This is a genomic window from Vibrio sp. V15_P4S5T153, assembly GCF_963874485.1.
Taxonomy (GTDB): Bacteria; Pseudomonadota; Gammaproteobacteria; order Enterobacterales; family Vibrionaceae; genus Vibrio; species Vibrio anguillarum.
In genome coordinates this window covers 410,044-433,854 of sequence record NZ_CAWNHR010000019.1, presented here as the reverse complement: position 1 = coordinate 433,854, position 23,811 = coordinate 410,044, and the positions used below count along the sequence as shown (strand labels likewise).

Here is a 23,811-nt window from a genome sequence, read left to right as displayed (position 1 = left end):
AGCCTTAACGACGACGTCGCCACATACCAAAGCCGAGTAATGAGAAGAGTGCTCCTAGGCCGAATGAACCGCCATAGATGTTCAGTTCTAACACGGCAGGATCATGATCAGATGCGCGGAAATGATCTTGATATTTAGGTAAATCACCTTTGAATTCACTGTTGTAATCAAACAGTGTCGATTCACCGCCGTTGATGTGCCAATCGGTCGCATCCACCACTTTGCCTTTCAAACTTTTGCTAACCAGCAAATGATCCAGTGCGCCAACTTCATCATTAAATGAGTAACTCCAGCTCTCTGGGTGTTTTATGGCCACGGCGTTAAGGTACCCATAATTGTGAGTAATCAACGCGCCATCATCACCAAATTGAGGAGTACCTGCAATGTAAGTATTACGTGCCGCACGAATGGTTTTGCCATACTTCTCTGGGCTGTAGTCCGTCAATACGAGCATCGGGTCTTCCATACCGTAAGAGTTCATATCACCCAAAATGACTTTATGCCCTTTTATTTTTTGTAACGCTTCACCTAAAGCAACTGCAGCTGCGACACGGAATTGTTCACATGCACCTTGAAAATCAAGATCTTTGCCGCCTTGCCCACCTTGTTCAACTGGTGCGGCATCTTCCCAACATGCCGAGCCTTTGGATTTTAGATGGTTAACCGCGACGGTAATTTTCTCATTGCCACCTTTAACTTTGAAGGTCGGTGCAAGCGTGTCACGCTGGTAATTTTTACCATCTTCAATCACTTTACCTTTGTCATCCAACACTTCTGGTGCTTGCTGGCTTGGCATTGGAATTACACGATTCTCTGTCAACTTCACTACTTTTTCACGATAAATCACTCCTGTGGTGATCACATCCGTGCCAATAGAATCAAGTTCATCGGTCACACCATCATTATTTGAGTCAATCGCGACAAAACGGTAATGCTTTTTCTTATCCGAGATCTGGCTGTTGATCTGATTGACCAATTGCGCAATCGCCGAACCTGCACCGAAACCGTTATTCTCAATTTCCATCAAACCGACAATATCGGCATCCAAACGTACAATCGCATTGACGATCTTCGCTTGCTGCAGTTCAAATTCTGCAAGGTTATTAGCACCACGATTATCACCATGCTGATTTGCATCACCGCCAAACGGCGAGTTGAAATAGTTAAGCACGTTGAATGTGGCAATGCGCAGATCGCCTTCATCGATATCCGGTTTCTCGCTGCGAGGATCATTGCGCACGAAATTCTCTTGGTTGAGCGAATTGGTCACAATCAGACGATATTCGTTGTAACCGAATGAGAGCACACCTTCTAAACCTATGATGCTGTCATCAATGCGGATGTAATCTTCCGTTGAACCATTTTGATCAATATCACTGCGACCAAACTCTGGGTAGTACGGAATTTGGCCATCGGCGGCTTTCGCATCTGATTCAATAAACAAGCGGCGCTGCGCGTTTTCGATGCTCTGCTGTTTGGCTTGCTCAGAGCCCGCAGCGAATAGCTGGTTCGGCTGCATGTTAATACGACCTTGCGCTAACACCATGTTATTGCGACGAGAAGCATAGTCATAACCAAAGGTGCGCGTCACACGCATATCCAGCTCTGGTGTGGTTTTTACCAACATGCCTTCATAACGCTCTAATGTGTGCTCAAAGTTCTCATCGGTGGACAAAATCTCTATCGCGGTCGCTTGTGGAGCCTCTTGCTCACCTTGCTTTAGCCATTGGTTGTTTTCGACTTTAAGCTGTGTGAGGTTGTAATACTCCTGTACTTTACCTTTCACACAAACTACATCCCCCGGTTTTAAACTTGAGCTTGATTGATCGGTAAAAACAAACAAACCTTCAGAGGTATTTAAGTTGTAATCATCTTCCAACGCTTGCAGATAAAAACCTTTAGTCAACCCTGTGGTAATGGCACTCACGACACCTTTGACAAAATATTCTTGGTCGGTGATGTAAGGGTAGCCACTAATAAAAGGAGAGGTTTGCCCTTCGCCTTGGATCGCTTGAATAGAGGTGAAGGTGGGCTCAGATCCCTCTTGAGTACAGGTAAATTCAGCCGGTGGCTCAACGGCATCGAGTGCGCCTAACCCTTCAATATTATCTTTGGTTAGCGCGCTCCACTGCGCAGCTTGATAAGCCGCTGAGGGCGTGAGGCTATCGCTATTACGCACTAAAGTGGTGTCCTTGCCCCAGTTAATGCCGCCCATCACTCCCAACACATCATGTACGCTACCATCACTGTTTAGCAGCGCCACGGGATCATCACCGTTAAAATTAATCACCGAGACATCATTTTCATCACTCACCGCTTGGATAGCACTATTGGCGCTGGCATGAGAAATTACTAACACATCGTTCGCGGCAATTACTCGCCCAGTCAGGGGCAACTGTGTATCCCAGTTTCCACCACCATTGCTTGATTTCGCTAAAATGAAATTGTCTAAACTGACGGATGCATTGCTAGTGTTAGCAATTTCGATGGCCTTATTGAAGCTGCTGCCTTCTACATACTGAGAAATAATAATCTCAGCTTGAGCTGATACAGCCAATGTGGAGCTTATCGCCGCAGCGAGTAATGTTCGGCCAAAGGGTTTAATTCGTGTCGATTTCATTGTTCACCTCTTTCCCTGCTCTGTAACCGAAGTGGTAAGCAAGGTGTTGTAAATCACGTTTATAAAGGGGATTGGTTCCATTTGCGCGTACAGTGTTGTGTTTTTAAATGAAAGATAAAAACATTCACCATTCATATCGAGATCAACATCGCATAGCTAGAGCAAATACTTGAACTAAGCGCAAACTTTCAACAAAGAAGGTAAAGGGGGTTTTCGACAGTGATATTGCAGTGAGGTGAAAAGTCTTATTTTTCTAAAAAGAAAAGCAAACAAGGTGCTCCGTACACGACAAACACCTTAGTTCGATTATTGTGGCTGGCTAAAAGAGAGGTAGCGATCAAAGACCGCCTGCGCGCGACCAGTTTGCTGCACATCGAGAAAATAGTCATTAAGCTGATTTAACAGCGGCATCGAATTTTCTAAGCTACGGCGAACTTGCACGTGGTACGGCTTGTTTCTAGCGAGAAAATGATGAACGATTGGCCGATCAATTTTATATAGACCCAACTGAATTCCACCATAAATGGGTTCAATTTCACTCACAAACCAATCACACCGCTCTTTTTGCAGCATATTCAGCGCTTGCTGTACGGAATTTAAATAGAGAGAGGGTTCTCTAGACAGTGCAAAATTCTCATAATTAAAGCCATTAACTCCGCATAATACGCCATCAACGGATGGATCTTTTAAATCTTCATGGTTGTCTGGCAGCGTAAAATAACCGAGTTGAATCGTATAAAGCGGGACCGAAAAATAGCTGTACTCAGCCCTTTCTGCACGATAACTTGCATCCCATGTCAGATCGCAGCGACCGCGCTCTTGCGTCAGTTCATGCTGGACTCGCGCCCAAGGCATAAAATAAAACTGGTAATCGATGTTGTGAGATTTTAATGCGTCCAACACCAGCGTTGTGGCTGAGCCAGTCAAGGAATCGGCTTTTTCTTGATACGAGCTCCCCTGCCAATAGGTGAACGGGGGCCAAACATTCACATCACCAACACAAATACGAACTGGCTCTGCGGCGGCACTACAGATGAACATCAATCCTAATAACAGCAGTCGTCTCATGTTCAAAACTCATCATCATGGTTATGATTTAAAGTGTAGACCTAAGCCTACAATACAAAGAGAAAGATCAAATTTTATTAAGCAGAAGTAAAAAATAAAGCTAGGAAAACCTAGCTTTATTTAATGCGAAAGGAGTTAGATTGCCACAGGAAAAACTAAGGACGCTCGACAAACCCTACCGCTTTAAATGCTTTTTTCAAGGTGATCGCAGCGCGGGCCGAGGCTTTTTCTGCACCCGCTTTCATTACTGAATCAAGATACGCGCGATCTTCTCGAATGCGCGCGTATTCAGCTTGTACAGGCTCCAGCATGGCAACCAGCGCTTCGCCAACATCTTTCTTGAAAGGGCCGTACATCTCAACACCTTGATATTGCGCTTCAATCTCAGCAAAGCTTTTGCCTGTCGCCGCAGAGTACAAACTCATCAAGTTGGAGATGCCCGCTTTGTTTTCGGTATCAAAAGCGATGCGTGGTGGCGTTTCAGTATCTGTCTGAGCCTTATTGACCTTCTTGATAATCGACTTTGGATCTTCCAGCAAAGTGATGACATTCTTACGGTTATCATCTGACTTAGACATCTTTTTCGTCGCATCTTGCAGGCTCATTACTCGCGCGTTCACTTGAGGAATGTAAGGCTCTGGAATGGTGAAGATCGGCTTTTCAGGACTATAGATGTTGTTAAAACGAGTCGCGATATCGCGCGCAAGTTCTAAGTGCTGCTTTTGGTCACTGCCCACGGGTACTTGGTGCGCGCCATAAAGTAGAATATCGGCCGCCATCAACACCGGATAACCGAATAAGCCCGCATTCACATCGTTCGCATAACGTGCTGATTTGTCTTTGAACTGAGTCATGCGGCTCAATTCACCCATCTGCGTGTAGCAGTTGAGAAGCCAACCCAATTGAGCATGCTCTGGTACGTGTGACTGAACAAATAGCGTGCTCTTTTTAGGGTCAACACCAACTGCAAGACAGATTGACAATGCATCTAACGTGGCTTCATGCAGTGCTTTCGGATCTTGACGAACCGTGATCGCATGCAGGTCAACCACGCAGTATTGACAATCATAGTCATCTTGCATCTGTTGCCATTGACGTAGAGCACCCAAATAGTTACCGATACTTAGTTCACCTGACGGTTGAACACCACTCAATACAATGGGTTTGCTCATAGGGATGATTTCCTTGCTACTTAAAATGAGATAAGACTGAAAATGTCTGTGAAAAAAAACCGCGCTTATTCGCTAAGTGATACTTGATTTAGCGATAACGCGGTTTATGCAGTGTACTCATTGACGAGTATTTTACTAGCGCATTGTGTGAACTTTTATGCTGAAACTCGCAACACATCAAGCAATTGGTCGATACAGTCCGCCACGTAATCAGGGTTGGAAGCTGAAATGGGCTCACCGTGATTGTAGCCATAAGTCAAACCAAACGAATAACAACCCGCATTTTTAGCCGCTAAAATATCGTTTTTCGAATCCCCAACCATCAACATTTCCTTGGCCGTTAGTTGATGTTTATCCAATAGCCAGTTAAGCGCCATTGGATCAGGTTTTTTGATCGGGAAGGTATCACCACCAATCACATCACTAAAAAAGTGCTCAATACCATGTTGTACCAATACGTCAGGTACAAACTTAGACGGTTTATTGGTCACCAAAGCTAATGTGAATCCAGCACTGTGTAGCTGCGCTAAGGTTTCTTTCACTTGGGGATATAAATGGCTCAGTTTATGGCCCGTTTGGGCATAAAATTCATCAAAACGCTCACGAGCGGTGGCTTTGATCTCATCGCTAAGATCAGGGTTGATGGTTAAACTTTGGCTAAGTGAGCGAGCGATCAGCACATCTGCACCATTGCCGACGTAATCACGCACTTGCATTTCTGATACTGATGAATAGCCTAACGATTGTACCGCTTGGTCGGCGGCTACGGCTAAATCTGGCACGCTGTCGAGCAAGGTACCATCGAGATCAAAGGCGATTAATTTAATTGAGCTTAAAGACATCTTAACTTCCGAATAATAGACAAGGGGCACAAAGCCCCTTGTTGCGTTATAAGTATGTTGCGTAGTGATTATTGAGGTGTAGTCAGTATTATGACTTAGCGCACCACTTTGGCTAATTCTGCGCGCATCTCATCAATCACCGTTTGGTAATTAGGTTGACCAAAAATAGCCGAGCCTGCGACAAACATATCTGCGCCCGCTTGTGCAATTTCACGAATGTTATCGACTTTGACTCCACCATCAATTTCAAGGCGGATATGACGACCCGATTGCTCAATCAATTGACGCACCGCGCGCAGTTTATCCAACGTATGCGGAATAAAAGATTGGCCACCAAAACCAGGGTTAACCGACATCAGTAAAATGAGGTCCACTTTATCCATAATAAATTCGAGATGCGCAAGTGGCGTAGCTGGGTTGAGCACTACACCCGCTTGGCATCCGTGCTCTTTGATCAATTGCAATGTGCGATCAACGTGATCAGAAGCTTCCACATGAAAAGTGATCATCGAAGCCCCTGCTTTGGCAAAATCAGGAATGATGCGATCAACTGGTTTCACCATCAGGTGAACATCAATCGGTGCCGTAACACCATAGTCACGCAGCGCCTTACAAATCGGAGCACCAAAGGTCAAGTTGGGAACGTAGTGGTTATCCATTACATCAAAATGGACAACGTCTGCCCCAGCGGCAAGCACTTTCTCAACATCTTCGCCAAGACGAGCAAAATCTGCTGAGAGTATAGATGGGGCAATTAGGAAATCTTTCATACCTGACCTCTTAGGCTAGTGGGCGCAAATGCGTGATGAGCAAAATTCGCCCGCAATTCTACCTAAGCTGGCCAAGATATCCTAGCGCGACACCCGATTTAACTGCGAAATGTTAACCTTCGCATTCCGCTGTATTGAACAGTGCCAACAACTCATCTACTTTGTTGCGCCCTGCTCCATTACGGCTAATGGTGCGCTTAACCTTGACCACGTTAAGTTCTGCACCATGATATAAACGGCGCGTTAACTTAGTGTCATGATTGGAAATCAGTACCGGTATGCCACGATCATTGGCGGCTTTTTCGGCGACATCGGCCAATGAGGCTTGATCATCCAATGAAAAGCCATTACCAGAATAAGAAGTAAAATTGGCGGTGGTAGAGAGTGGCGCGTATGGCGGATCGCAATAGACAACACAGCCCTTGCGAGCACGACGAAACGTCTCTTCGTATCCTTCGCAAATAAAGGTCGCTTTCTTGGCTTTCTCGGCAAAAAACTCCAATTCTGCTTGCGGGAAATAAGGCTTTTTATAAGAACCAAAAGGCACATTGAAACCGCCTTTTTTGTTATAGCGACATAACCCATTAAAACCAAAACGGTTCATGTATAAAAACGCCAACGAACGATACAGTACGTCATCGGTTTTATTGAACTCTTTGCGAATATCGAGATACGCTTCTTTACGGTTGTTATCGGCCGTGAACCAACGCTTAGATTCGGTGATGTACAGTTCAGGTTGATCTTTGATCAGGTTGTACAAGTTGATGAGATCAGGATTGATATCGGCCAACAAATACTGTTCAAAATCAGTATTGAGGAACACAGAGCCAGCACCAACAAAGGGTTCAACCAGTTTACGCGCTGGCGGCAGGTGACGTTGAATCTCTTCGACTAGGCCATACTTACCACCAGCCCATTTAAGAAAGGCACGCTGCTTCTTCATTTACTGCTCTATCTTTCAACCACGAAATAAGGCTGCGGAATGTAACATATTTTTGCGTCAAGCTCAGCGTTATTTCGCACGATCAATCTCTCGCTGTACTTGGCTTAGCGATTTGGCCCAAGGGCCTTGCAATTGCAACGCTTTCGGTAAGGTTTCAACGGCATCACGCGCAAACTGGATGGTTGGGTAATTACCATAGGTGATGATGTACCACTCCACATCATTGCGTGCTGTCGGATAAATACGCACCTTTTCTTGCAGCGCGTAGGTGTTAATAAAGTTTTGTGCTTCAGCAAGCGAACTGACTGCCGCTAATTGCAAAGTATAGCTGCGTGGCGAAAAGGCTTTGAGTTCTTCTCTCGCAAAGGAGAAGGTGATTTTCGTTGGCGCAGCAGCAGTGGCAGTCTCACTTACTGGCACAGTTTGCGCCGTGCGGTTTTGTGCATCAGCAAGTGCATTATTAATCACTGACGTATCGGCTTTGGTCGAATTGCCTTCCAAAAGCGCATCCACAACATCAGACTCAATCACCACTCGTTGCTGATCGCTGTCAATTATGCCCACGCTCTCTGAATTCTCCATCACATCGGGTGGTAACGAACTGGAATCATCTTCAGCATCTAAATAACTCGGGTCACTTTTCGCAAGCTCCTTCCCATTATTGGCGGCGTCAGTTGCTGAATCATCGTTAAGCGTATTGACTGTTGGTGCAGCAGCATCCCCGAGCGTCGGAATCACCGTCTGCTCGAGTGTGCCTGTAATTTGCGACGCTTGCTCATCGGGTGAGGGCTGGGTAAATAGCCACCAGTAACCACCACCGATGATGAGCAGAAGCAGTAAAACCAAGGCAGCGATCTGCACAGGAGAACCGATAATCGAACGGATGATGATCCTTTTTTCCATTTTCTGCTCTCCTAATGCCATGATTTCCCCAGGCACGCGTTTCACCTTTTTGTAAGCGTTGCGTACGCGGCGCTCCATCTCATCGGGTACATAACGCATGACCAGATTTTCAAAAAAGCGATCCGCTTCTTCATTGCTTAGGGCTTCAATCTCAAGCTCTACGGGTTTATGCTCTTGTCCGTAGCTTAAACGAGTCAGCAAAGCATCAAGACTATTGGCTTGTGCAAATAATACGACATTGATGGTCCACAATGGATTGGCTTGTGCTTCTAACACCAGCATCCATAGCTCAGACACTAAGGTTTCGGAGAGTAAATGAGCGTCATCGACAACAATCACCACATCACAACCGCCACCATCCAGCAGGCGAACTAAGCTGTCAGAAAGTGTATCGTGAGGATTAAATAACGGGCCTGAAACGATTTGGGTAAGAATGGTCGCTCGACGCTGCTGGTCATCTTGATTGGGATGACACAGCAACAGCGATTGGTTTTTATCTTCGGCCCACGCTTCTAAATAACGCTGCGCTAACCAAGATTTACCAAAACCTAATCCACCACCAACGGTAATGACATTTGAGCCAAAATTGGTCAATAATTGCAAACGCTCAAGTAGCTCGACTTGCGAATCTAATTCCAATATACGTAATTCATTCGCCAAACTCATTAGGCCGTCCTACTGACAGACAACTGTCAAATTAGTATCAATGAAGATTTACAGGGTGCGGCAGAAGTCAATCGCTTGTTCAATGACCGCTTCGGGTACACCTTTCACTACTTGTGATGTACCAATACTGGTTGGTAGCACCAAACGTAGTTCGCCTGAAAGCACTTTTTTATCACGCATCATGTGTTGCATAAAGTCAGAAAACGACATGCTTTCGGGCGTATGAATCGGTAAATTTGCTCTTTTGAGTATAGAAACAATCCGCTCAACTTGCTGATCGTTAATTAAACCTTGTAACTGCGCCGTTTTAGCGGCCATCACAGTTCCGGCAGAAACCGCTTCACCGTGTAGCCAATTACCATACCCGAGCTGCGCTTCAATCGCATGACCAAATGTATGACCTAGGTTCAACAACGCGCGAATTCCCGACTCTTTTTCATCTTGAGCGACCACATCGGCTTTAATTTGACAGCAGCGAGCGATGGCATAACTTAGCGCTTGCTCATCTAAGGCGTAGAGTTTATCGAGATTCTCTTCCAACCAGACAAAGAAATCATGATCGTAAATGATGCCATATTTGATCACTTCCGCCATACCAGCGGCAAATTCTCGCGCAGGTAAAGTCGCCAAACATTCAGTATCAATAATGACGGCTTTCGGCTGATAAAATGCACCAATCATGTTTTTACCTAAAGCATGATTGACCGCGGTTTTACCGCCAACGGAGGAGTCCACTTGCGAAAGCAGCGTGGTCGGTATTTGGATAAAATCGACTCCGCGCTGATAACAGGCTGCGGCGAATCCAACTAAATCACCAATCACGCCACCACCTAAAGCGATGATCACCACATCACGGCTGTAATTACCTTCCAACAAGTAACTCATCACCGTATTAAATGTATCTAAAGTTTTATACTGCTCGCCATCTGGTAGTTCAAGCAAGGAGACGTTACAAGCATGCGGTGCAAGAAGGGCGAAGATTTTATCCGCGTACAAAGGCGCGACCGTCACATTACTGATGACGACGACTTTTTGTTTGGCCGATAAGAAAGAAAGGAGGGCCGGATCATTAAATAATCCGGCGCCAATTGAGATTGGGTAGCTACGCTCATCTAAACTGACCGTAATCCGTTCCATGGTTTGCACTCCAAAATAAAGAACTTAGGAATGTTCTTCTAGCATTTTTACGATCTCGTTGGCTACCACTTTTGCACCTTGATCGTCAGTACGAACCGTAAAATCAGCGATCTCAGCGTAAAGATCGTTACGTTCATCAGCCAAGCATTCTAAGACTTCACGTGGATTGTCTGTTTGAAGCAATGGCCGTTTTTTGTCACGGTTCGTGCGTGCAAGTTGTTTTTCAATCGTCGTTTCAAGGTAGACCACAATACCACGAGCAGATAAACGATTACGGTTTTCTTTACTCTTAACAGAACCACCGCCTGTTGCGAGTACAATACCTTGTTTCTCGGTTAGGTCATTAATTACAGCTTCCTCACGTTTACGGAAGCCCTCTTCACCTTCGACGTCAAATACCCATGCGATATCTGCGCCTGTACGCTCTTCAATGACTGTATCTGAGTCTAAAAACTCCATATGCAGTTGTTGAGCAAGATGTCTACCAATTGTACTTTTGCCGGCGCCCATTGGGCCAACAAGGAAAATATTGCGTTTCTCAGCCATGTTTAGCAGTAATTTACAACGTTAATTCAATGACATCGCCACAAGATTAGCCAGTATAATACTGACCGTTAAGACGCTCGTGGCACCTATTCCTCACAGATGATTCGTGATAAGACCCGAAATTATCTAGATATGGTGCCACTAATGCAACTTTATTTTTTAACCAATCGCAATATCAGCCGTAAGTTATTGAATGACGACTTTCGGTGTCACGAAAATCAGCAGCTCACTTTTGCCCACTTGCTCATAGGAACGGCGGAACAATGCACCAAGTAATGGCAAATCACCAAGCAATGGCACCTTATCCACCGTATTGTTGACGCTATGTTGGAATATTCCACCAAGGACCACGGTTTCTCCATTATTGACCAATACTTGAGTGCCAATACGCTGAGTATTAATTGCAACCGCTTCTCCCGTCCCTGTTTTTACAATATCCCCAGGCCGGTCTTGAGTGACACTGAGATCTAACACTAAACGATTATCCGGCGTTATCTGTGGCGTCACTTTTAAACTCAGCACCGCTTTTTTGAAGGCGACTGTCGTTGCCCCGCTGGAAGAAGACTCCAAATAAGGGATCTCCGTACCCTGCTCGATATAAGCGGGTTTCTTGTTGGTCGTAATCAAACGAGGGCTGGAAATGATCTCCGCTTTCGACTCACGTTGTAGCGCTGAAAGCTCTAAATCCAACAACATATCCGACCCCAACTTAGCCACTTGGAAGGCAATACTTGAGGCATTAGCGGAGGTCGCCGCTAAGTTTACGTTAAGGAAGTCATCAACGGGCAATGTGCTTTCCCCCAACTTGCCCACTTGGAATAAATTACTTTCAATACTTCCGCCTGCGGTGTTGTTGCCATTGGTCGAGGTGAAACCCCAGCGTACGCCAAGTTCATCCAAATTACCTTCGTTGACCGTAACAATGCGCGCTTCAATCTGTACCTGTTTGACCGGGATATCGAGCGATTCAACAATTTGGCGTATCACCACAATATTCTCAGCCAATTCACGGATCAGCAGTGAGTTGGTTCGCTCGTCGATACTGATGGAACCTCGCTCAGACAACATGCTGACCGCCCCTTCACCGCCAATCATCTGCGCAATATCAGACGCCTTAGCAAAATTAATTTTGATGATTTCAGAACGTAGATCGCCCAACTCTTCAGCCAAACGTGCCTTTTCAAGCTGCTGCTTTTCACGTAAATCCAACTCTTCTTTAGGTGCAACTAAAATCACATTGCCGTCAACACGCTTATCTAATCCCTTGACTTGCAAAATGATATCGAGCACTTGCTGCCAAGGCACGCCATCAAGCCGTAGCGTCAGGTTACCAGTGACCGAATCTGAGACGACTAGGTTAAACGCGTTATAATCTGCGATAAGCTGCAAAACATTTCGCACAGGAATATCTTGAAAGTTAATCGAGATAAGCTTGCCCTCTTTCTCAAGAATGCTCTTCGGCTTAGGTTTTTCTTGTTCTTTCAGTTTGCCAATCACCACCTCAAGGTATTTCCCTTTCAAGCTGTAATCATACTTAAACTCGCCATGAATGGTCGCCAGTAACTGTGTACTTGGCTCTTTGCGCAATACCTCGATACTCTCAACAACGGTTGCAAAATCTTTGACGTCTAAGACATACAGTTTCTCATTGGAGACATCCGTCTTAAGCAGTTCAATTTGTAAACCGTCAGCTACTTTCTGCACATTAACTACTGTCGAAGGTGATGCGAGTTCAACAATCAATACAGCGTCTTTGTTTTTATTGACTCGAAAATCAATGCCTTTAAGCTCGTTGGTCTGCGCCGTTTCTGCCGCCACACTTAGCCCTGCCATACTCAATAATAAGCCAAATAAGAGGCTCCGAAATACCATAGTCATTTGTGTCTGTAGTCCTTTAATCATAGTGATTTCTCTAAATTCAAATTCTATTTCAGAGCCAATTTGACGTTACGTTGATTCCAACAACCTAAGCCGTCTGGCAAGGTTTCATTGATCAGCAGGTAATTGGAATCAACTCGAGTAACTTTGCCGTGATTCAAACCTAAATATTGTCCCGCTTTCACGTTGACGACCTTGCCTTGGGGCGTTTGCACTAATGCCGATACCGCGCCCCCGCTACTCATCACGCCTTTTAATCGCAGTTGATTAAGCGGATAGCGCTCTAGCTGGCCATTTTTACTGCGAGCCGGAGGTTGCCAGCAGTCTGCCTTCACTACAGGCTGATTTTGTACAATCGCTTCTTTAGGCAGCACAAAAGGTTCGCGGGATTCATGTTGCGCATAATGAGCAACTTCAAATTGGATAATGGGTTTTAATTTGGAGACTTCTTTGCGTGCTTGCCCCTCGACCTGCTCCACATAAACCTTCAATGAATCTTGATTCGCCTTACAACCAACCAATACACTGGTACTAAACAACACCATCAGCAGCAGATTATTGTTTTTCATCGTCCACCTCTTGCTTGAATTGATAGGTATAAGCGCGCACCCTAAAATGCAACGTGCTGCTTTCCTGGCTAACCCGTTGCCAATCAACATCATCGAAATTAATAATGCGGGGCAATTTCGCGATCGCCTCTGAGAAATCACCAATGTCGTGGTAATTCCCAGTTAATTCGATATTAAGCGGCAAACGATACAGAAACTCTTTATTCTGTTTTTCTCCCCAATCAATACGTGTAAAGGTTAACGCGTTATCTAGCCCTAGTTCATTGACCGACGCCAGCATGCTTGCGAGCTCTTTTTGCACGGGTAATTGGCGTAATAAAAAATCATAACGTTCAGTTAATTCATCCAGTTGAGCTTGCAACTGGGGTAAGGTGGCGGCTTTGCTGGCCTTAATCCGTAAGGTCGATTTCAGCACCTCTTCTTGCTGTTTTAAGTTCTGCAATTGCTCATTTTGAGGCATAAGATAGAACCACGCGCCAACGCCTTGAATAATTAGCATCAACACCAAAATAACCAGCAATTGAGGCAGCAACGGCCATTCAGCCATTTCATCCATATCAAGATCTTGAAAACTAGTCATGGACAGCTCCTGTAGGCCGAATCTTGGTTAGCACAGCGCCCTGTGGTGTCGGGGAATGAAACATAAATGACACTTTAAACGTCTGAAACTCCTTACCAAATCGCTTATTACCGTGCACGATAGAGTGCATGTTGACATCGGAAAGTAAGGCTGATTTTTCAAAATTATCGAGCATGGTCGCAAGACGCGCAGTGCTGTCACTGATGCCCGTAATTTCAATTTCTTCACCATTCATTTTGATCTTATCGACGTAGACTCCTTCAGGCATAAGCTGTGGCATCAGGTTCATCAACTCGGTGGTTTTATTGCGTTGGCTTTGCAATGACTCAACAACCGATAAGCGAGTTAATAGTGCCTTGTGTTCTTGTTCCGTCATTTTTAATGCATTGATCTGTTTATCAAGCTGCTGAATGTATTGATTCAAATAAGCCAAACGAGACTCTTGCTGCTGCGCTTGCCCAGAGAAATACAAACCGATACCCCATTGAATACCAACAGCGCTCATCACACCTAAGACGACCAAGCCCATAAAACGACGCTTATGCGCCGCTCTTTGTTCCTCTCGCCAAGGAAGTAAGTTAATACTATGCAACATGAGAAGACTCCAACCACTCGATACCACGCAGAGCAAGACCCGCTGCGGTGCTAAAACTCTGCCCAGACAGCTCACCCTGCTGGCGTTTCGCTAACTTATTGTTAAACAGAAGGAAGGGATCGAGAATCTCGCACTCAAGCTTGAGACGCCGCGCAATCTCTTGCGCTAACATCGGAGTATCTGCACCACCACCTGAGAGCCAAATGCCGGCTAAACTGCCCGCGCCATTGACGGAGGTGAAAAGCTGCAACTGACGTTGAAGTCGCTCGATCAACTCATGCACAAAGCGCTCGTTTTTATCAGCTAATTCCGCATTGGTGCCCGACATCGCGCTGTCTTGGGATAACCACTGGCAACCGAGAGGGATCTCTTTATGAAAAGGGGCTTTATCAGTAAAATCAATACAGAGCGCCGTTTGGGTATGGCCCACATCCATGAGCATCCAATCGCTGCGATGTTGTGCCCTGCTCGCCAACTGCCAGATGTTTAACAAACTGTGTATTTGCACATCAACCGCGATCGGTAAAAAGCCCGCTTTTTGAGCCGCTAACGCGCGGCTTTCCACGACGTCTTTACGAGTGGCGTAAACTTGATAACTTACGGTGCTACTGCGACTTACGCTTTTTTCCATCACTTGGACGAAATCGAGACTCAGTTCTTCTATCGGGAACGGTGACTGATGAGAAAATGCCTGATAAATAGCAAACTCTTTTTCACGCGCCTGCAGGTCACTATCTATTTGTAATACCTTACTTATTACCGCATTGTCAGGTACCGATATGGCGACTTTGTGACTAAATAGTGGTAAACCCTTTCTTAGTTCTTTGAGTTTCTTTACAATTTTCTGATAATCCAGCGTGTGGTTATCGGAGAATATGTCCTCAGTAATAAATAATTCTTTATAACCGACGAGTGTATATGAATCACCCGCTAGCTTTAACACCACCGCTTTAATACTATGGTGGCCAATATCTATACCCGTAACCATTGATTTACCCATACGGCTTAGCTCCAGTAACGCTGCTTAGGCTTAGCTCGATTTGCTTATTTTGAGGTTAAATAAGCCACAATTTATTTTTAGAGCTAAATTTTTAGCCTAGAGTACAAGGGTTTGCATAAGGGCAGCCTTAACTAAACAGGGATTATCCGGTGAAGTTCATAAAGCGATTGTTATTACTTTCATTGATTTGCATTATTCTTGGAGTCACTACGATATTTGGCTTCTATTTTTACGTGAAGCCAGACCTCCCCGATGTAGCGACTTTACGTGATGTACAATTGCAGACACCGATGCAGGTCTATAGTCAAGATGGCAAGCTCATCGCCCAATTTGGAGAAAAGCGCCGAGTTCCGTTGCGTATTGAAGAGATCCCGCCTGAACTTATCGAAGCGATTATCGCCACCGAAGATAGCCGCTTCTACGAACACTATGGTTTTGACCCAATTGGTATCACTCGTGCTGCGGTCGCTGTGATCGCCTCAGGTAGCGCTAAACAAGGTGCAAGTACCATTACTCAGCAGCTTGCTCGTAACTTCTACCTCTCTAATGAGAAGAAGATCATGCGAAAAATCAAAGAGATTTTTATCGCTATTCATATCGAACAATTGCTGACGAAAAAAGAAATCCTAGAGCTTTATCTCAATAAAATTTATCTCGGTTACCGATCGTATGGAATTGGAGCGGCAGCCCAAGTTTATTTTGGAAAAGAAGTCAAAGATTTAACGCTAAGTGAGATTGCTCTGATTGCAGGACTTCCCAAAGCACCTTCAACCATGAACCCTATCTATTCTCTAGATCGCGCGACTAACCGCCGTAACGTGGTGCTACAGAGAATGCTTGATGAGAAATACATAACCCCAGCGCAATATGCGCAAGCCCGCTCTGAGCCCTTAATGTCGAAATACCACGGTGCTGAAATTGAACTCAGTGCACCTTATGTGGCAGAAATCGCCCGTTCATGGATGGTGGAGCGCTATGGTGAAGAGTCGGCCTATACCTCTGGCATGATTGTCACCACAACGGTAGATTCCAAACAGCAGCAAGCCGCGAGTAAAGCTGCAATCAATAACCTACTCGCCTATGATGAGCGTCATGGCTATCGCGGTGCTGAAAAAGTAGTTTGGAAAGAAGGCCAAACGCCATTGAATGAACAGCAACTGGCCGAGCACTTAAATAATGAACCGACTTATGGAGATTTATTACCAGCCGTCGTTACCCACGTAAGCAGCCAATCGGCTACGGTTTGGGTGAAAAATCAAGGATTGCAGACCATTGAATGGCAAGGCATGAACTGGGCTCGCCGTTTCTTAACTGATTCTCGACAAGGACCGGTTCCGAGTACAGCGACGGAAATCATCGCCGCTGGTGAACAAATTTGGGTTCGTAATCGTGCTGAATACAGTGATGAGCATACCACCGACGAAGCACCACAATGGTACTTAAGCCAAGTACCCAATGCCAACACTGCCTTTGTTGCCATGAACCCAGAAAATGGTGCGGTACTGGCGCTGGTTGGCGGCTTTAACTTTGTGCACAATAAATTTAACCGTGCGACTCAATCGGTGCGCCAAGTCGGCTCAAGTATTAAACCCTTTATCTACTCTGCCGCCATCGATAAAGGCATGACCTTAGCGACGCTGATTAATGATGCGCCAATTAACCAGTGGGACCAAAGCCAAGGTACAGCATGGCGTCCTAAAAACTCACCACCGACTTATATTGGCCCAACTCGTCTTCGCGTTGGCTTGGCTCAATCCAAAAACGTGATGGCGGTGAGAGTGCTACGCGCTGTTGGGCTGGATGAAACACGTGAGTATCTCACTCGCTTTGGTTTTGATATTGACCAAGTACCACGCTCAGAAACCATTGCCTTAGGTGCGGGAAGCTTAACGCCGGTTAAGATGGCGCAAGGCTATTCCGTGTTTGCCAATGGTGGCTATTATGTTGAACCCTATTACATCAGCAAAGTTGAAGATCCCTTTGGCAAACTTGAGTATCAAGCCACACCAAAAGTCGTTTGCCAACAGCAATGCACCCCAGACACAAATGAGTTCGATGAGCAAGATGTTGCATCGCACTATGCTCCACAAGTCATTTCCGAACAAAACGCATTTCTTGTCCGAGAGATGATGTACAGCAATATTTGGGGTGGCGGAAATTGGCGTGAAGGAACGGGTTGGAATGGTACAGGCTGGCGTGCACAAAAGCTGGGGCGTCGTGATATTGGTGGTAAAACAGGAACGACCAATGACTCCAAAGATGCGTGGTACAACGGCTATGCACCGGGCATGGTCGCTATTGCTTGGGTCGGATTTGATGATCATAACCGCAACTTAGGTAGGACAACCGAAAACAGCAATGTAGATGACGATGGTGTATCCGGTGCGGAAGCGGGAGCAAAAACGGCACAACCCGCTTGGATTGATTTTATGCGTCAAGTACTGGTCGATGTGCCAGCGCAAGACAAACCCATTCCCGCCAATATTGTGCGGGTAAGAATCGATATCGATACCGGCCTGTTAACCAATAAGTTTGATTCAAGCTCGATGTTTGAATACTTCATTCAAGGCACTGAGCCAACCGAGTATGTCGCAGAGAGTGTCTCTGACAACATCTACTCTTCACCTTCAGGTGAAGAGCTATTCTAAAGCTCAGTAAAAAGAGGCTAAATTTAGCCTCTTTTTTTATTTCTCATTTAGCTTTGTTTTGATTGCGTGAGCCAACTGCTCAAAACGCTGCCTCAGCGGCGATCCCGGCCGATAAGCTAATACTAAGCGGCGTGAAGGCTGCGGGTTGACCGCTTTAAGGTAACAAACGCCATCCTTCTCTTTAACATCTGGTAAAGAGAGTTCAGGTAACAGGGTAATTCCCCCACCCGCTGCGACCATATTACGCAGCGTCTCTAAGCTGGTCGCTTTAAAACGTTCGTCATCTTTTGCGCCTGCCGCAAAACAGAAGCCTAAGGCTTGATCGCGTAAGCAATGACCGTCACCTAAAGCCAATACCGTTCGCCCTTTCAAATCCAACATACTTACTTCACTTTTTGCAGCCCATTCATGCCCACTAGGCACGGCAATACTCAATGCTTCGTCATACAGATCAATCTCTTTAAAGTGAGCTGTTTCCGCAACGGAGGCCAGCACTAAACAATCGAGTTTTCCATCTTCTAACTGGCGCACAAGCTGTTGGGTTTGCGCTTCGTGTAAATAGAGCTCCAGTTCAGGAAATTGCTCTTTTAAAAAAGGCACAATGCGCGGCAAAAGGTAGGGGCCTAAAGTGGGAATGAATCCAATATGGATAGGACCACTCATCGAGCCGCCTTGGCCGCTGGCCATATCTCTAAAGGTTTTGATTTCACTTAAAATACGTTTGGCCTGATCGACCAATTGCAGGCCCGAATCGGTGAACAATACTCGGCGACTGCTGCGCTCTAATAATACTGTTCCCAGCTCATCTTCCAGTTTGCGGATCTGGCCACTGAGTGTTGGCTGGCTCACAAAACAAGCTTCTGCTGCTTTACGAAAATGTTTATGTTCAGCTAATGATACTAAGTACTCAAAATCACGAATGTTCATCTTCAATCTCAATAGAATCCACCTATCAAAACCATAGCATCAAACGATTGGAGCTATCAAAGGTTTTCTTCCATAATGGCTTCAACAAATGAGAGCAGCGGCTCTTAAAATCATAACCTAACTTAGAAAATCACAAGGAAAATAGAATGTTAGTATCTAAAGAAGGCCAAGCGGTACCACAAGTCACTTTCCCTACTCGTCAAGGTGATGCTTGGGTTAATCTCACAACAGATCAATTATTCAAAGGTAAAACCGTTATCGTATTTAGCTTGCCAGGTGCCTTCACCCCAACCTGTTCATCAAGCCACTTGCCGCGTTACAACGAACTGTACCCGGTGTTTAAAGAGCATGGCGTTGATGACATCCTATGTGTTTCGGTGAACGATACCTTTGTGATGAATGCTTGGAAAGCAGACCAAGAAGCAGAGAATATTACTTTCATTCCTGATGGCAATGGCGAATTTACTGACGGCATGGGTATGTTAGTTGATAAAAGCCAAATCGGTTTTGGCAAACGTTCATGGCGTTACAGCATGTTAGTCAAAGATGGCATCATCGAAAAAATGTTTATCGAAGCTGATGAACCGGGTGACCCGTTCAAAGTATCAGATGCTGACACCATGCTGAAATACATTGCACCTAACTATAAAACACAAGAATCGGTTACCGTATTTACTAAACCAGGTTGCCCATTCTGCACTAAAGCAAAACAACTCTTGATTGACCACGGTCTTCAATATGAAGAAGTGGTATTGGGTAAAGATGCAACCACAGTGAGCTTACGAGCTATCACAGGCCGTACCACCGTTCCGCAAGTTTTCGTTGGTGGTAAACACATCGGCGGCAGCGAAGAGCTAGAAGCTTACCTGGGCTAATCACGCCTGCCCTAGGGAAATCTTCCTAGGGCATCCTCCTCATTTAGACTCAATGACAGCATTATTAAATGTTGCCATCGACTATCCACATTCCAAATTTAGAGAAAGCGATGATGAAACAGTTAAACGTTGATGTAGCCATTATTGGTGGTGGGACCGCTGGACTCGGCGCTTATCGTGCAGCAAAAGCACATACGACTAGTGTCGTCATGATCGAAGGTGGCCCATACGGAACCACATGCGCTCGCGTCGGCTGCATGCCATCTAAGTTACTGATTGCGGCCGCTGAAAGCGTCCATCACATCCACAAAGCTCCTGCTTTTGGTGTTCATCCTCAAGGTGAAATTGTCATTAATGGACGTGAAGTGATGGCGCGGGTAAAACGTGAACGTGACCGCTTTGTCGGATTTGTGCTTGAAGGCGTTGAGGAGATCCCCGCTGAAGACAAAATCTCAGGCTACGCCCAATTTATCGACAACCACACCCTACAGGTCGACAACCATACACGAATCAGCGCCAAGCGGATCGTGATTGCTACCGGTTCTCGCCCAGCCTACCCCGCGGTATGGCATGAACTTGGCGATCGCTTAATCATTAATGATGACCTATTTGAGTGGGACGACTTACCGGAATCTGTTGCCGTATTTGGCCCAGGGGTGATTGGCTTAGAACTAGGTCAAGCCTTACATCGCTTAGGGGTAAAAGTGAAGCTGTTCGGCATTGGTGGACAAGTTGGCCCATTAACCGACCCTGATGTGATGGCTTACGCCGATAAAACGTTTAAGGAAGAATTCTATTTAGACGCTGACGTTAAAGTGGAAAGCATGAAACGCATTGCTTCTCCAACAGACCAAAACGACAAAGTTGAAATCCAATTCATCAACCGTGAAGGGCAGCTCGAAACATTTGTCGTTGACTATGTGTTGGCGGCAACCGGTCGTCGCCCGAACGTAGACAAATTGGCAATTGAAAATACCGATGTAGCCCTTGATGCGCGCGGCGTACCAACGGCCGATCACTATACGCTGCAAACCTCTGTAGACAGTATTTTCATTGCTGGTGATGCCAGTAATCAACTGCCACTGCTTCATGAAGCAGCCGATCAAGGTCGTATTGCAGGGGATAACGCTGGCCGCTACCCAGATATTCGCGCCGGGCTTCGTCGTTCCTCTATCTCAGCGGTTTTTTCAGACCCACAAATTGCGATGGTCGGTGAATCCTACAAACAGCTAACCACTCGTTTGGGAAATTGTGGCTGTTTTGCTATCGGTACTGTGTCGTTTGAAAATCAAGGCCGTTCACGCGTCATGCTGCGCAATAAAGGGTTATTGCATGTGTATGGCGAACAAGGAACAGGGCGATTTTTAGGCGCTGAAATGATGGGGCCGAATGCGGAGCACTTGGCTCATTTGCTGGCGTGGGCACATCAAAATCAGATGACGATTTCACAGATGTTGGATATGCCTTTTTATCACCCCGTAATTGAAGAAGGCGTGCGCACCGCGCTGCGTGATCTAAACGCTAAACTGCATTTAGGCCCTGAGATGATCAAGCATTGCATGGACTGCGGTCCGGGCTGTTAATTTTCAACATCCATTCATGCGGTCGCCCTTGTGCGGCCGTTTTTTATACGCTTTAGTTTCAGCCACGCCTTAGACTCACACCTTCGCGCACGTTATACTGCCGTTATTTTCTCTTTAATGAACGCGCTTATGCCTTGCAATAACTGCCAATCTTCGTGGTTTTGGAAAAAAATCGGCCGCTGCCAACGTTGTATGGATCAGCTCACTGTTTTGTCAGTTGGGTGCTGGCTTGTGTGGTGGTGGTTATACAGGGAGAACCCTAAAACCATTGAATCGATCAGCTTGCTAATAGCGGGCTTTGCCTTTAACGGTTTGCTGTTTTTACATCTGTGGATGAAGTTTGTGGTACTCCCTTGGCGTAAGCGGCAAGGGCGCGACAAATAAAAAGCTAAAGAGCACAAAAGAAAAAGCCCCAGAACCAATAGTAGGTTTGGGGCCTTCTTAGATTCTTCTAAGAAAAAGCAGTGGTACAGTTATAGACCACGCTTTTCTTAAATTGTTCCGTGATCATTCGATCTTTTTGAGATCTTTTTCCAAGGCCTCATTAACGGCAATGATCGCGTTGGTAATCAACGCATTAAGCGACGTTGACTCGCTTGATGATCTGCTCAACCAAATTGATCTCAAGCGCCACTTCATCACAAGCGTGCTGCCGTGGGCATTGTTCACAATCTTTAAGCACTTTCTCTGGCAGTAAGCTTTTTGAGGTTGGAATAAAATCATGCTTCATGAAAAACTCTGGCGTTCGAGTCAGAACAAACACTTTCTTAATCGCCATTTGCCGCGCTTTATTCACCAAATACGAGACGATCGCTTTTCCTTGTCCTTGACCTTGCCAACCTGCTTCTACACCAAGCGAACGAATTTCAGCCAACCCAGAGTCATAGACATATAACGAGGCACATCCCGTCACTTCACCATGGTGTTCCGCCACGGCAAATGAACCAATATCGCGCACCAACTCATTGCGTGAACGAGGCAGATTTTCTCCCATATTCGCCCAATAAGTGACCATACTTTCTAGCGTTTCAATATCCGTCAAACGGGCAGGACGAACTTTCACCGCCGTGGTGTCACGTTTGTCTAAACGCGCTTTGGCTTGATCAACCGCATAGGCCACTTGTTTTGGCGAAACGCCACCTAAAGCGCTGCGTTTTTCTAAGCAAGATTCAATGGTGAGGATCGCATAAACATCATCTTCAATGACCGACGAAAACTCTTTAAGCTCGGCAAGGGTCAGTTCTTCAAGCGCACACCCTTTCGCAATCGCGCCAACCACCGCTACGCCCACAATGTGGTGCGCTTCACGGAAAGGGATCCCTTTGGCGACTAAATAATCAGCTAATTCGGTAGCATTGGCATAGCCTTGTTTGGCCGCTTCTAAAGTCCGTTCGGTTTTAATTTTGATGCCATCAAAGCAAAGCGCAGCCATTTCCATGCAGTCGTTCCAAGTATCCAGCGCGTCAAACAGCCCTTCTTTGTCTTCTTGCATATCTTTGTTATAAGCCAATGGTAAGGCTTTGACCGTCATCATCATGCCCGCAAGCGAGCCATAAACACGGCCAGTTTTGCCACGGATCAGCTCTAATGCATCAGGGTTTTTCTTTTGCGGCATCAAGGATGAACCCGAAGTCACGGTGTCAGCCAGTTCGATAAAACCAGACTCACCCGAGTTGTAGAAGATCATATCTTCCGCCAAGCGCGATAAATGCAGCATCGAGATCGACGCCACCGACATCAATTCCATCACGTGATCTCGGTCAGATACTGAATCGAGCGAGTTACGCGTGGCACGGCGAAACCCTAAATGATGAGCAAGCTGTTCACGATCAATCGGATAGGCCGTACCTGCCAGCGCGCCGGAGCCAAGTGGACAAGTATCAAGGCGCTTAATCGCATCATTTAAACGAGAGTAATCACGCTCAAACATTTCAACATAGGCCAAACACCAATGCGCAAAGGTCACTGGTTGCGCACGTTGCAGGTGGGTATAACCGGGCAAAACCGTCGCTTGGTGCTGCTGAGCAACCGACACTAATTTCGTTTGCAGGCGATCTAACCCCAACAGTAATTGCTGACCTTGCTGGCGGCACCACAATTTTAAATCGGTCGCGACTTGGTCATTACGAGAGCGCCCAGTGTGCAGCTTTTTGCCTAAATCACCCACTTTGCTGATCAACTGCTGCTCAACCCAAGAGTGAATATCTTCTGCATCAGAGCGTAAGATCTGCTCAGGATCTTCCATCACTTCCAGTTTGAGTTCGTTGAGCGCAAGTTCTAGTTTTTGCTGCTCCTCTTCGCCCAAAACATTCACTGACACCAACGCCTTTGACCATGCTATAGAGCCCACAATGTCTTGTTCAGCCAATCGGTAATCAAAGCGAAGTGAATCGTTGAACTCTTTGAACCTCGTGTCTGCTGCTTGGGTAAATCTACCGCCCCATAATGCCATTGCGTATCTCCTGCTCTTAGGTCGCGACTGAGCGTGA

At 45.9% G+C, this 23,811-nt stretch carries 20 protein-coding genes; 4 read left to right on the top strand and 16 right to left on the bottom strand.

All coding sequences use genetic code 11. The features are described from left to right. Window positions 1-4: 4 nt before the first annotated feature. The 14 genes from AACT42_RS20545 to pilM all read right to left on the bottom strand — a co-directional run bounded on the left by AACT42_RS20545 (window position 5) and on the right by pilM (window position 15,289). Window positions 5-2,620 (bottom strand): ExeM/NucH family extracellular endonuclease, encoded by a 2,616-nt coding sequence (locus tag AACT42_RS20545; RefSeq protein WP_094133356.1) that lies wholly within the window; start codon window positions 2,618-2,620, stop codon window positions 5-7. Window positions 2,621-2,926: 306 nt separating this feature from the next. Then, complete coding sequence (locus AACT42_RS20540) at window positions 2,927-3,688, bottom strand: substrate-binding periplasmic protein (protein ID WP_094133357.1); 762 nt, start codon at window positions 3,686-3,688, stop codon at window positions 2,927-2,929. Window positions 3,689-3,843: 155 nt separating this feature from the next. Beyond that, complete coding sequence (gene trpS, locus AACT42_RS20535; RefSeq protein WP_013855895.1) at window positions 3,844-4,860, bottom strand: tryptophan--tRNA ligase; 1,017 nt, start codon at window positions 4,858-4,860, stop codon at window positions 3,844-3,846. A 155-nt stretch (window positions 4,861-5,015) separates the two neighbouring features. Further along, on the bottom strand, window positions 5,016-5,702 hold the full coding sequence (locus AACT42_RS20530; protein ID WP_026027427.1) for a phosphoglycolate phosphatase: 687 nt from the start codon (window positions 5,700-5,702) through the stop codon (window positions 5,016-5,018). A gap of 95 nt (window positions 5,703-5,797) precedes the next feature. Beyond that, the gene (rpe, locus tag AACT42_RS20525; protein ID WP_094133358.1) at window positions 5,798-6,472 is read right to left on the bottom strand and encodes a ribulose-phosphate 3-epimerase; all 675 of its coding nucleotides are present in this window, start codon (window positions 6,470-6,472) and stop codon (window positions 5,798-5,800) included. 112 nt (window positions 6,473-6,584) lie between these two features. Continuing rightward, a complete protein-coding gene (locus AACT42_RS20520; protein ID WP_013855892.1) occupies window positions 6,585-7,415 on the bottom strand; it encodes a Dam family site-specific DNA-(adenine-N6)-methyltransferase in 831 nt (276 codons plus the stop codon). Between the two features lie 69 nt (window positions 7,416-7,484). Then, the gene (locus AACT42_RS20515) at window positions 7,485-8,984 is read right to left on the bottom strand and encodes an SPOR domain-containing protein (protein ID WP_094132156.1); all 1,500 of its coding nucleotides are present in this window, start codon (window positions 8,982-8,984) and stop codon (window positions 7,485-7,487) included. Window positions 8,985-9,032: 48 nt separating this feature from the next. Then, window positions 9,033-10,121 (bottom strand): 3-dehydroquinate synthase, encoded by a 1,089-nt coding sequence (gene aroB, locus AACT42_RS20510; protein WP_026027426.1) that lies wholly within the window; start codon window positions 10,119-10,121, stop codon window positions 9,033-9,035. 24 nt (window positions 10,122-10,145) lie between these two features. Beyond that, complete coding sequence (aroK, locus tag AACT42_RS20505) at window positions 10,146-10,667, bottom strand: shikimate kinase AroK (protein ID WP_010317691.1); 522 nt, start codon at window positions 10,665-10,667, stop codon at window positions 10,146-10,148. A gap of 186 nt (window positions 10,668-10,853) precedes the next feature. Further along, entirely contained in the window at window positions 10,854-12,539 is a 1,686-nt protein-coding gene (locus tag AACT42_RS20500) for a type IV pilus secretin PilQ (RefSeq protein WP_371319560.1), read from the bottom strand. 53 nt (window positions 12,540-12,592) lie between these two features. Next, window positions 12,593-13,114: a pilus assembly protein PilP gene (locus AACT42_RS20495; protein ID WP_017047272.1), complete on the bottom strand. Its 522-nt coding sequence runs from the start codon at window positions 13,112-13,114 to the stop codon at window positions 12,593-12,595. Beyond that, window positions 13,101-13,694 (bottom strand): type 4a pilus biogenesis protein PilO, encoded by a 594-nt coding sequence (locus AACT42_RS20490; RefSeq protein ID WP_013855887.1) that lies wholly within the window; start codon window positions 13,692-13,694, stop codon window positions 13,101-13,103. The genes AACT42_RS20495 and AACT42_RS20490 overlap by 14 nt, the downstream gene beginning before the upstream one ends. Beyond that, window positions 13,687-14,289, bottom strand: a complete 603-nt coding sequence (locus AACT42_RS20485; protein WP_064625964.1) for a PilN domain-containing protein — start codon at window positions 14,287-14,289, stop codon at window positions 13,687-13,689. The genes AACT42_RS20490 and AACT42_RS20485 overlap by 8 nt, the downstream gene beginning before the upstream one ends. Next, window positions 14,279-15,289 (bottom strand): type IV pilus assembly protein PilM, encoded by a 1,011-nt coding sequence (pilM, locus tag AACT42_RS20480; RefSeq protein WP_094132154.1) that lies wholly within the window; start codon window positions 15,287-15,289, stop codon window positions 14,279-14,281. Before pilM ends, AACT42_RS20485 begins: the two co-directional genes overlap by 11 nt. Before the next feature lie 149 nt (window positions 15,290-15,438). On the opposite strand from pilM, the gene AACT42_RS20475 reads away from it, so the two are divergent. Further along, window positions 15,439-17,937, top strand: coding sequence for a penicillin-binding protein 1A (locus AACT42_RS20475; protein WP_094132153.1), 2,499 nt, complete (start codon window positions 15,439-15,441; stop codon window positions 17,935-17,937). A gap of 36 nt (window positions 17,938-17,973) precedes the next feature. Here the strand turns inward: AACT42_RS20475 and oxyR are convergent, their stop codons facing one another. Continuing rightward, on the bottom strand, window positions 17,974-18,864 hold the full coding sequence (gene oxyR, locus AACT42_RS20470) for a DNA-binding transcriptional regulator OxyR (RefSeq protein ID WP_026027425.1): 891 nt from the start codon (window positions 18,862-18,864) through the stop codon (window positions 17,974-17,976). A gap of 146 nt (window positions 18,865-19,010) precedes the next feature. Here oxyR and AACT42_RS20465 point away from each other — a divergent pair, with 146 nt between their 5' ends. The 3 genes from AACT42_RS20465 (at window position 19,011) to AACT42_RS20455 (ending at window position 21,706) form a co-directional block, all read left to right on the top strand. Then, entirely contained in the window at window positions 19,011-19,739 is a 729-nt protein-coding gene (locus AACT42_RS20465) for a redoxin family protein (protein ID WP_013855882.1), read from the top strand. Between the two features lie 113 nt (window positions 19,740-19,852). Next, window positions 19,853-21,322 carry a dihydrolipoyl dehydrogenase gene (locus AACT42_RS20460; protein WP_094132158.1) on the top strand — a complete coding sequence of 490 codons (1,470 nt, stop codon included), beginning with the start codon at window positions 19,853-19,855 and terminating at the stop codon, window positions 21,320-21,322. A gap of 129 nt (window positions 21,323-21,451) precedes the next feature. Next, window positions 21,452-21,706, top strand: coding sequence for a DUF3624 domain-containing protein (locus AACT42_RS20455; protein ID WP_017046763.1), 255 nt, complete (start codon window positions 21,452-21,454; stop codon window positions 21,704-21,706). Window positions 21,707-21,899: 193 nt separating this feature from the next. Here the strand turns inward: AACT42_RS20455 and argH are convergent, their stop codons facing one another. Next, window positions 21,900-23,774: an argininosuccinate lyase gene (gene argH / locus AACT42_RS20450; protein ID WP_013855879.1), complete on the bottom strand. Its 1,875-nt coding sequence runs from the start codon at window positions 23,772-23,774 to the stop codon at window positions 21,900-21,902. Between the last annotated feature and the right edge of the window lie 37 nt (window positions 23,775-23,811).

Excerpts from the sequence above, each read along its gene's own strand:
- argH (WP_013855879.1), bottom strand. The coding sequence starts at position 23,774 with ATGGCATTATGGGGCGGTAGATTTACCCAAGCAGCAGACACGAGGTTC.
- AACT42_RS20540 (WP_094133357.1), bottom strand. The coding sequence starts at position 3,688 with ATGAGACGACTGCTGTTATTAGGATTGATGTTCATCTGTAGTGCCGCC.
- AACT42_RS20485 (WP_064625964.1), bottom strand. The coding sequence starts at position 14,289 with ATGTTGCATAGTATTAACTTACTTCCTTGGCGAGAGGAACAAAGAGCG.
- AACT42_RS20460 (WP_094132158.1), top strand. The coding sequence starts at position 19,853 with ATGAAACAGTTAAACGTTGATGTAGCCATTATTGGTGGTGGGACCGCT.
- AACT42_RS20515 (WP_094132156.1), bottom strand. The coding sequence starts at position 8,984 with ATGAGTTTGGCGAATGAATTACGTATATTGGAATTAGATTCGCAAGTC.
- AACT42_RS20520 (WP_013855892.1), bottom strand. The coding sequence starts at position 7,415 with ATGAAGAAGCAGCGTGCCTTTCTTAAATGGGCTGGTGGTAAGTATGGC.
- aroK (WP_010317691.1), bottom strand. The coding sequence starts at position 10,667 with ATGGCTGAGAAACGCAATATTTTCCTTGTTGGCCCAATGGGCGCCGGC.
- AACT42_RS20545 (WP_094133356.1), bottom strand. The coding sequence starts at position 2,620 with ATGAAATCGACACGAATTAAACCCTTTGGCCGAACATTACTCGCTGCG.
- trpS (WP_013855895.1), bottom strand. The coding sequence starts at position 4,860 with ATGAGCAAACCCATTGTATTGAGTGGTGTTCAACCGTCAGGTGAACTA.
- AACT42_RS20465 (WP_013855882.1), top strand. The coding sequence starts at position 19,011 with ATGTTAGTATCTAAAGAAGGCCAAGCGGTACCACAAGTCACTTTCCCT.
- rpe (WP_094133358.1), bottom strand. The coding sequence starts at position 6,472 with ATGAAAGATTTCCTAATTGCCCCATCTATACTCTCAGCAGATTTTGCT.
- oxyR (WP_026027425.1), bottom strand. The coding sequence starts at position 18,864 with ATGAACATTCGTGATTTTGAGTACTTAGTATCATTAGCTGAACATAAA.
- AACT42_RS20530 (WP_026027427.1), bottom strand. The coding sequence starts at position 5,702 with ATGTCTTTAAGCTCAATTAAATTAATCGCCTTTGATCTCGATGGTACC.
- pilM (WP_094132154.1), bottom strand. The coding sequence starts at position 15,289 with ATGGGTAAATCAATGGTTACGGGTATAGATATTGGCCACCATAGTATT.
- AACT42_RS20455 (WP_017046763.1), top strand. The coding sequence starts at position 21,452 with ATGCCTTGCAATAACTGCCAATCTTCGTGGTTTTGGAAAAAAATCGGC.
- AACT42_RS20495 (WP_017047272.1), bottom strand. The coding sequence starts at position 13,114 with ATGAAAAACAATAATCTGCTGCTGATGGTGTTGTTTAGTACCAGTGTA.
- aroB (WP_026027426.1), bottom strand. The coding sequence starts at position 10,121 with ATGGAACGGATTACGGTCAGTTTAGATGAGCGTAGCTACCCAATCTCA.
- AACT42_RS20490 (WP_013855887.1), bottom strand. The coding sequence starts at position 13,694 with ATGACTAGTTTTCAAGATCTTGATATGGATGAAATGGCTGAATGGCCG.
- AACT42_RS20500 (WP_371319560.1), bottom strand. The coding sequence starts at position 12,539 with ATGGTATTTCGGAGCCTCTTATTTGGCTTATTATTGAGTATGGCAGGG.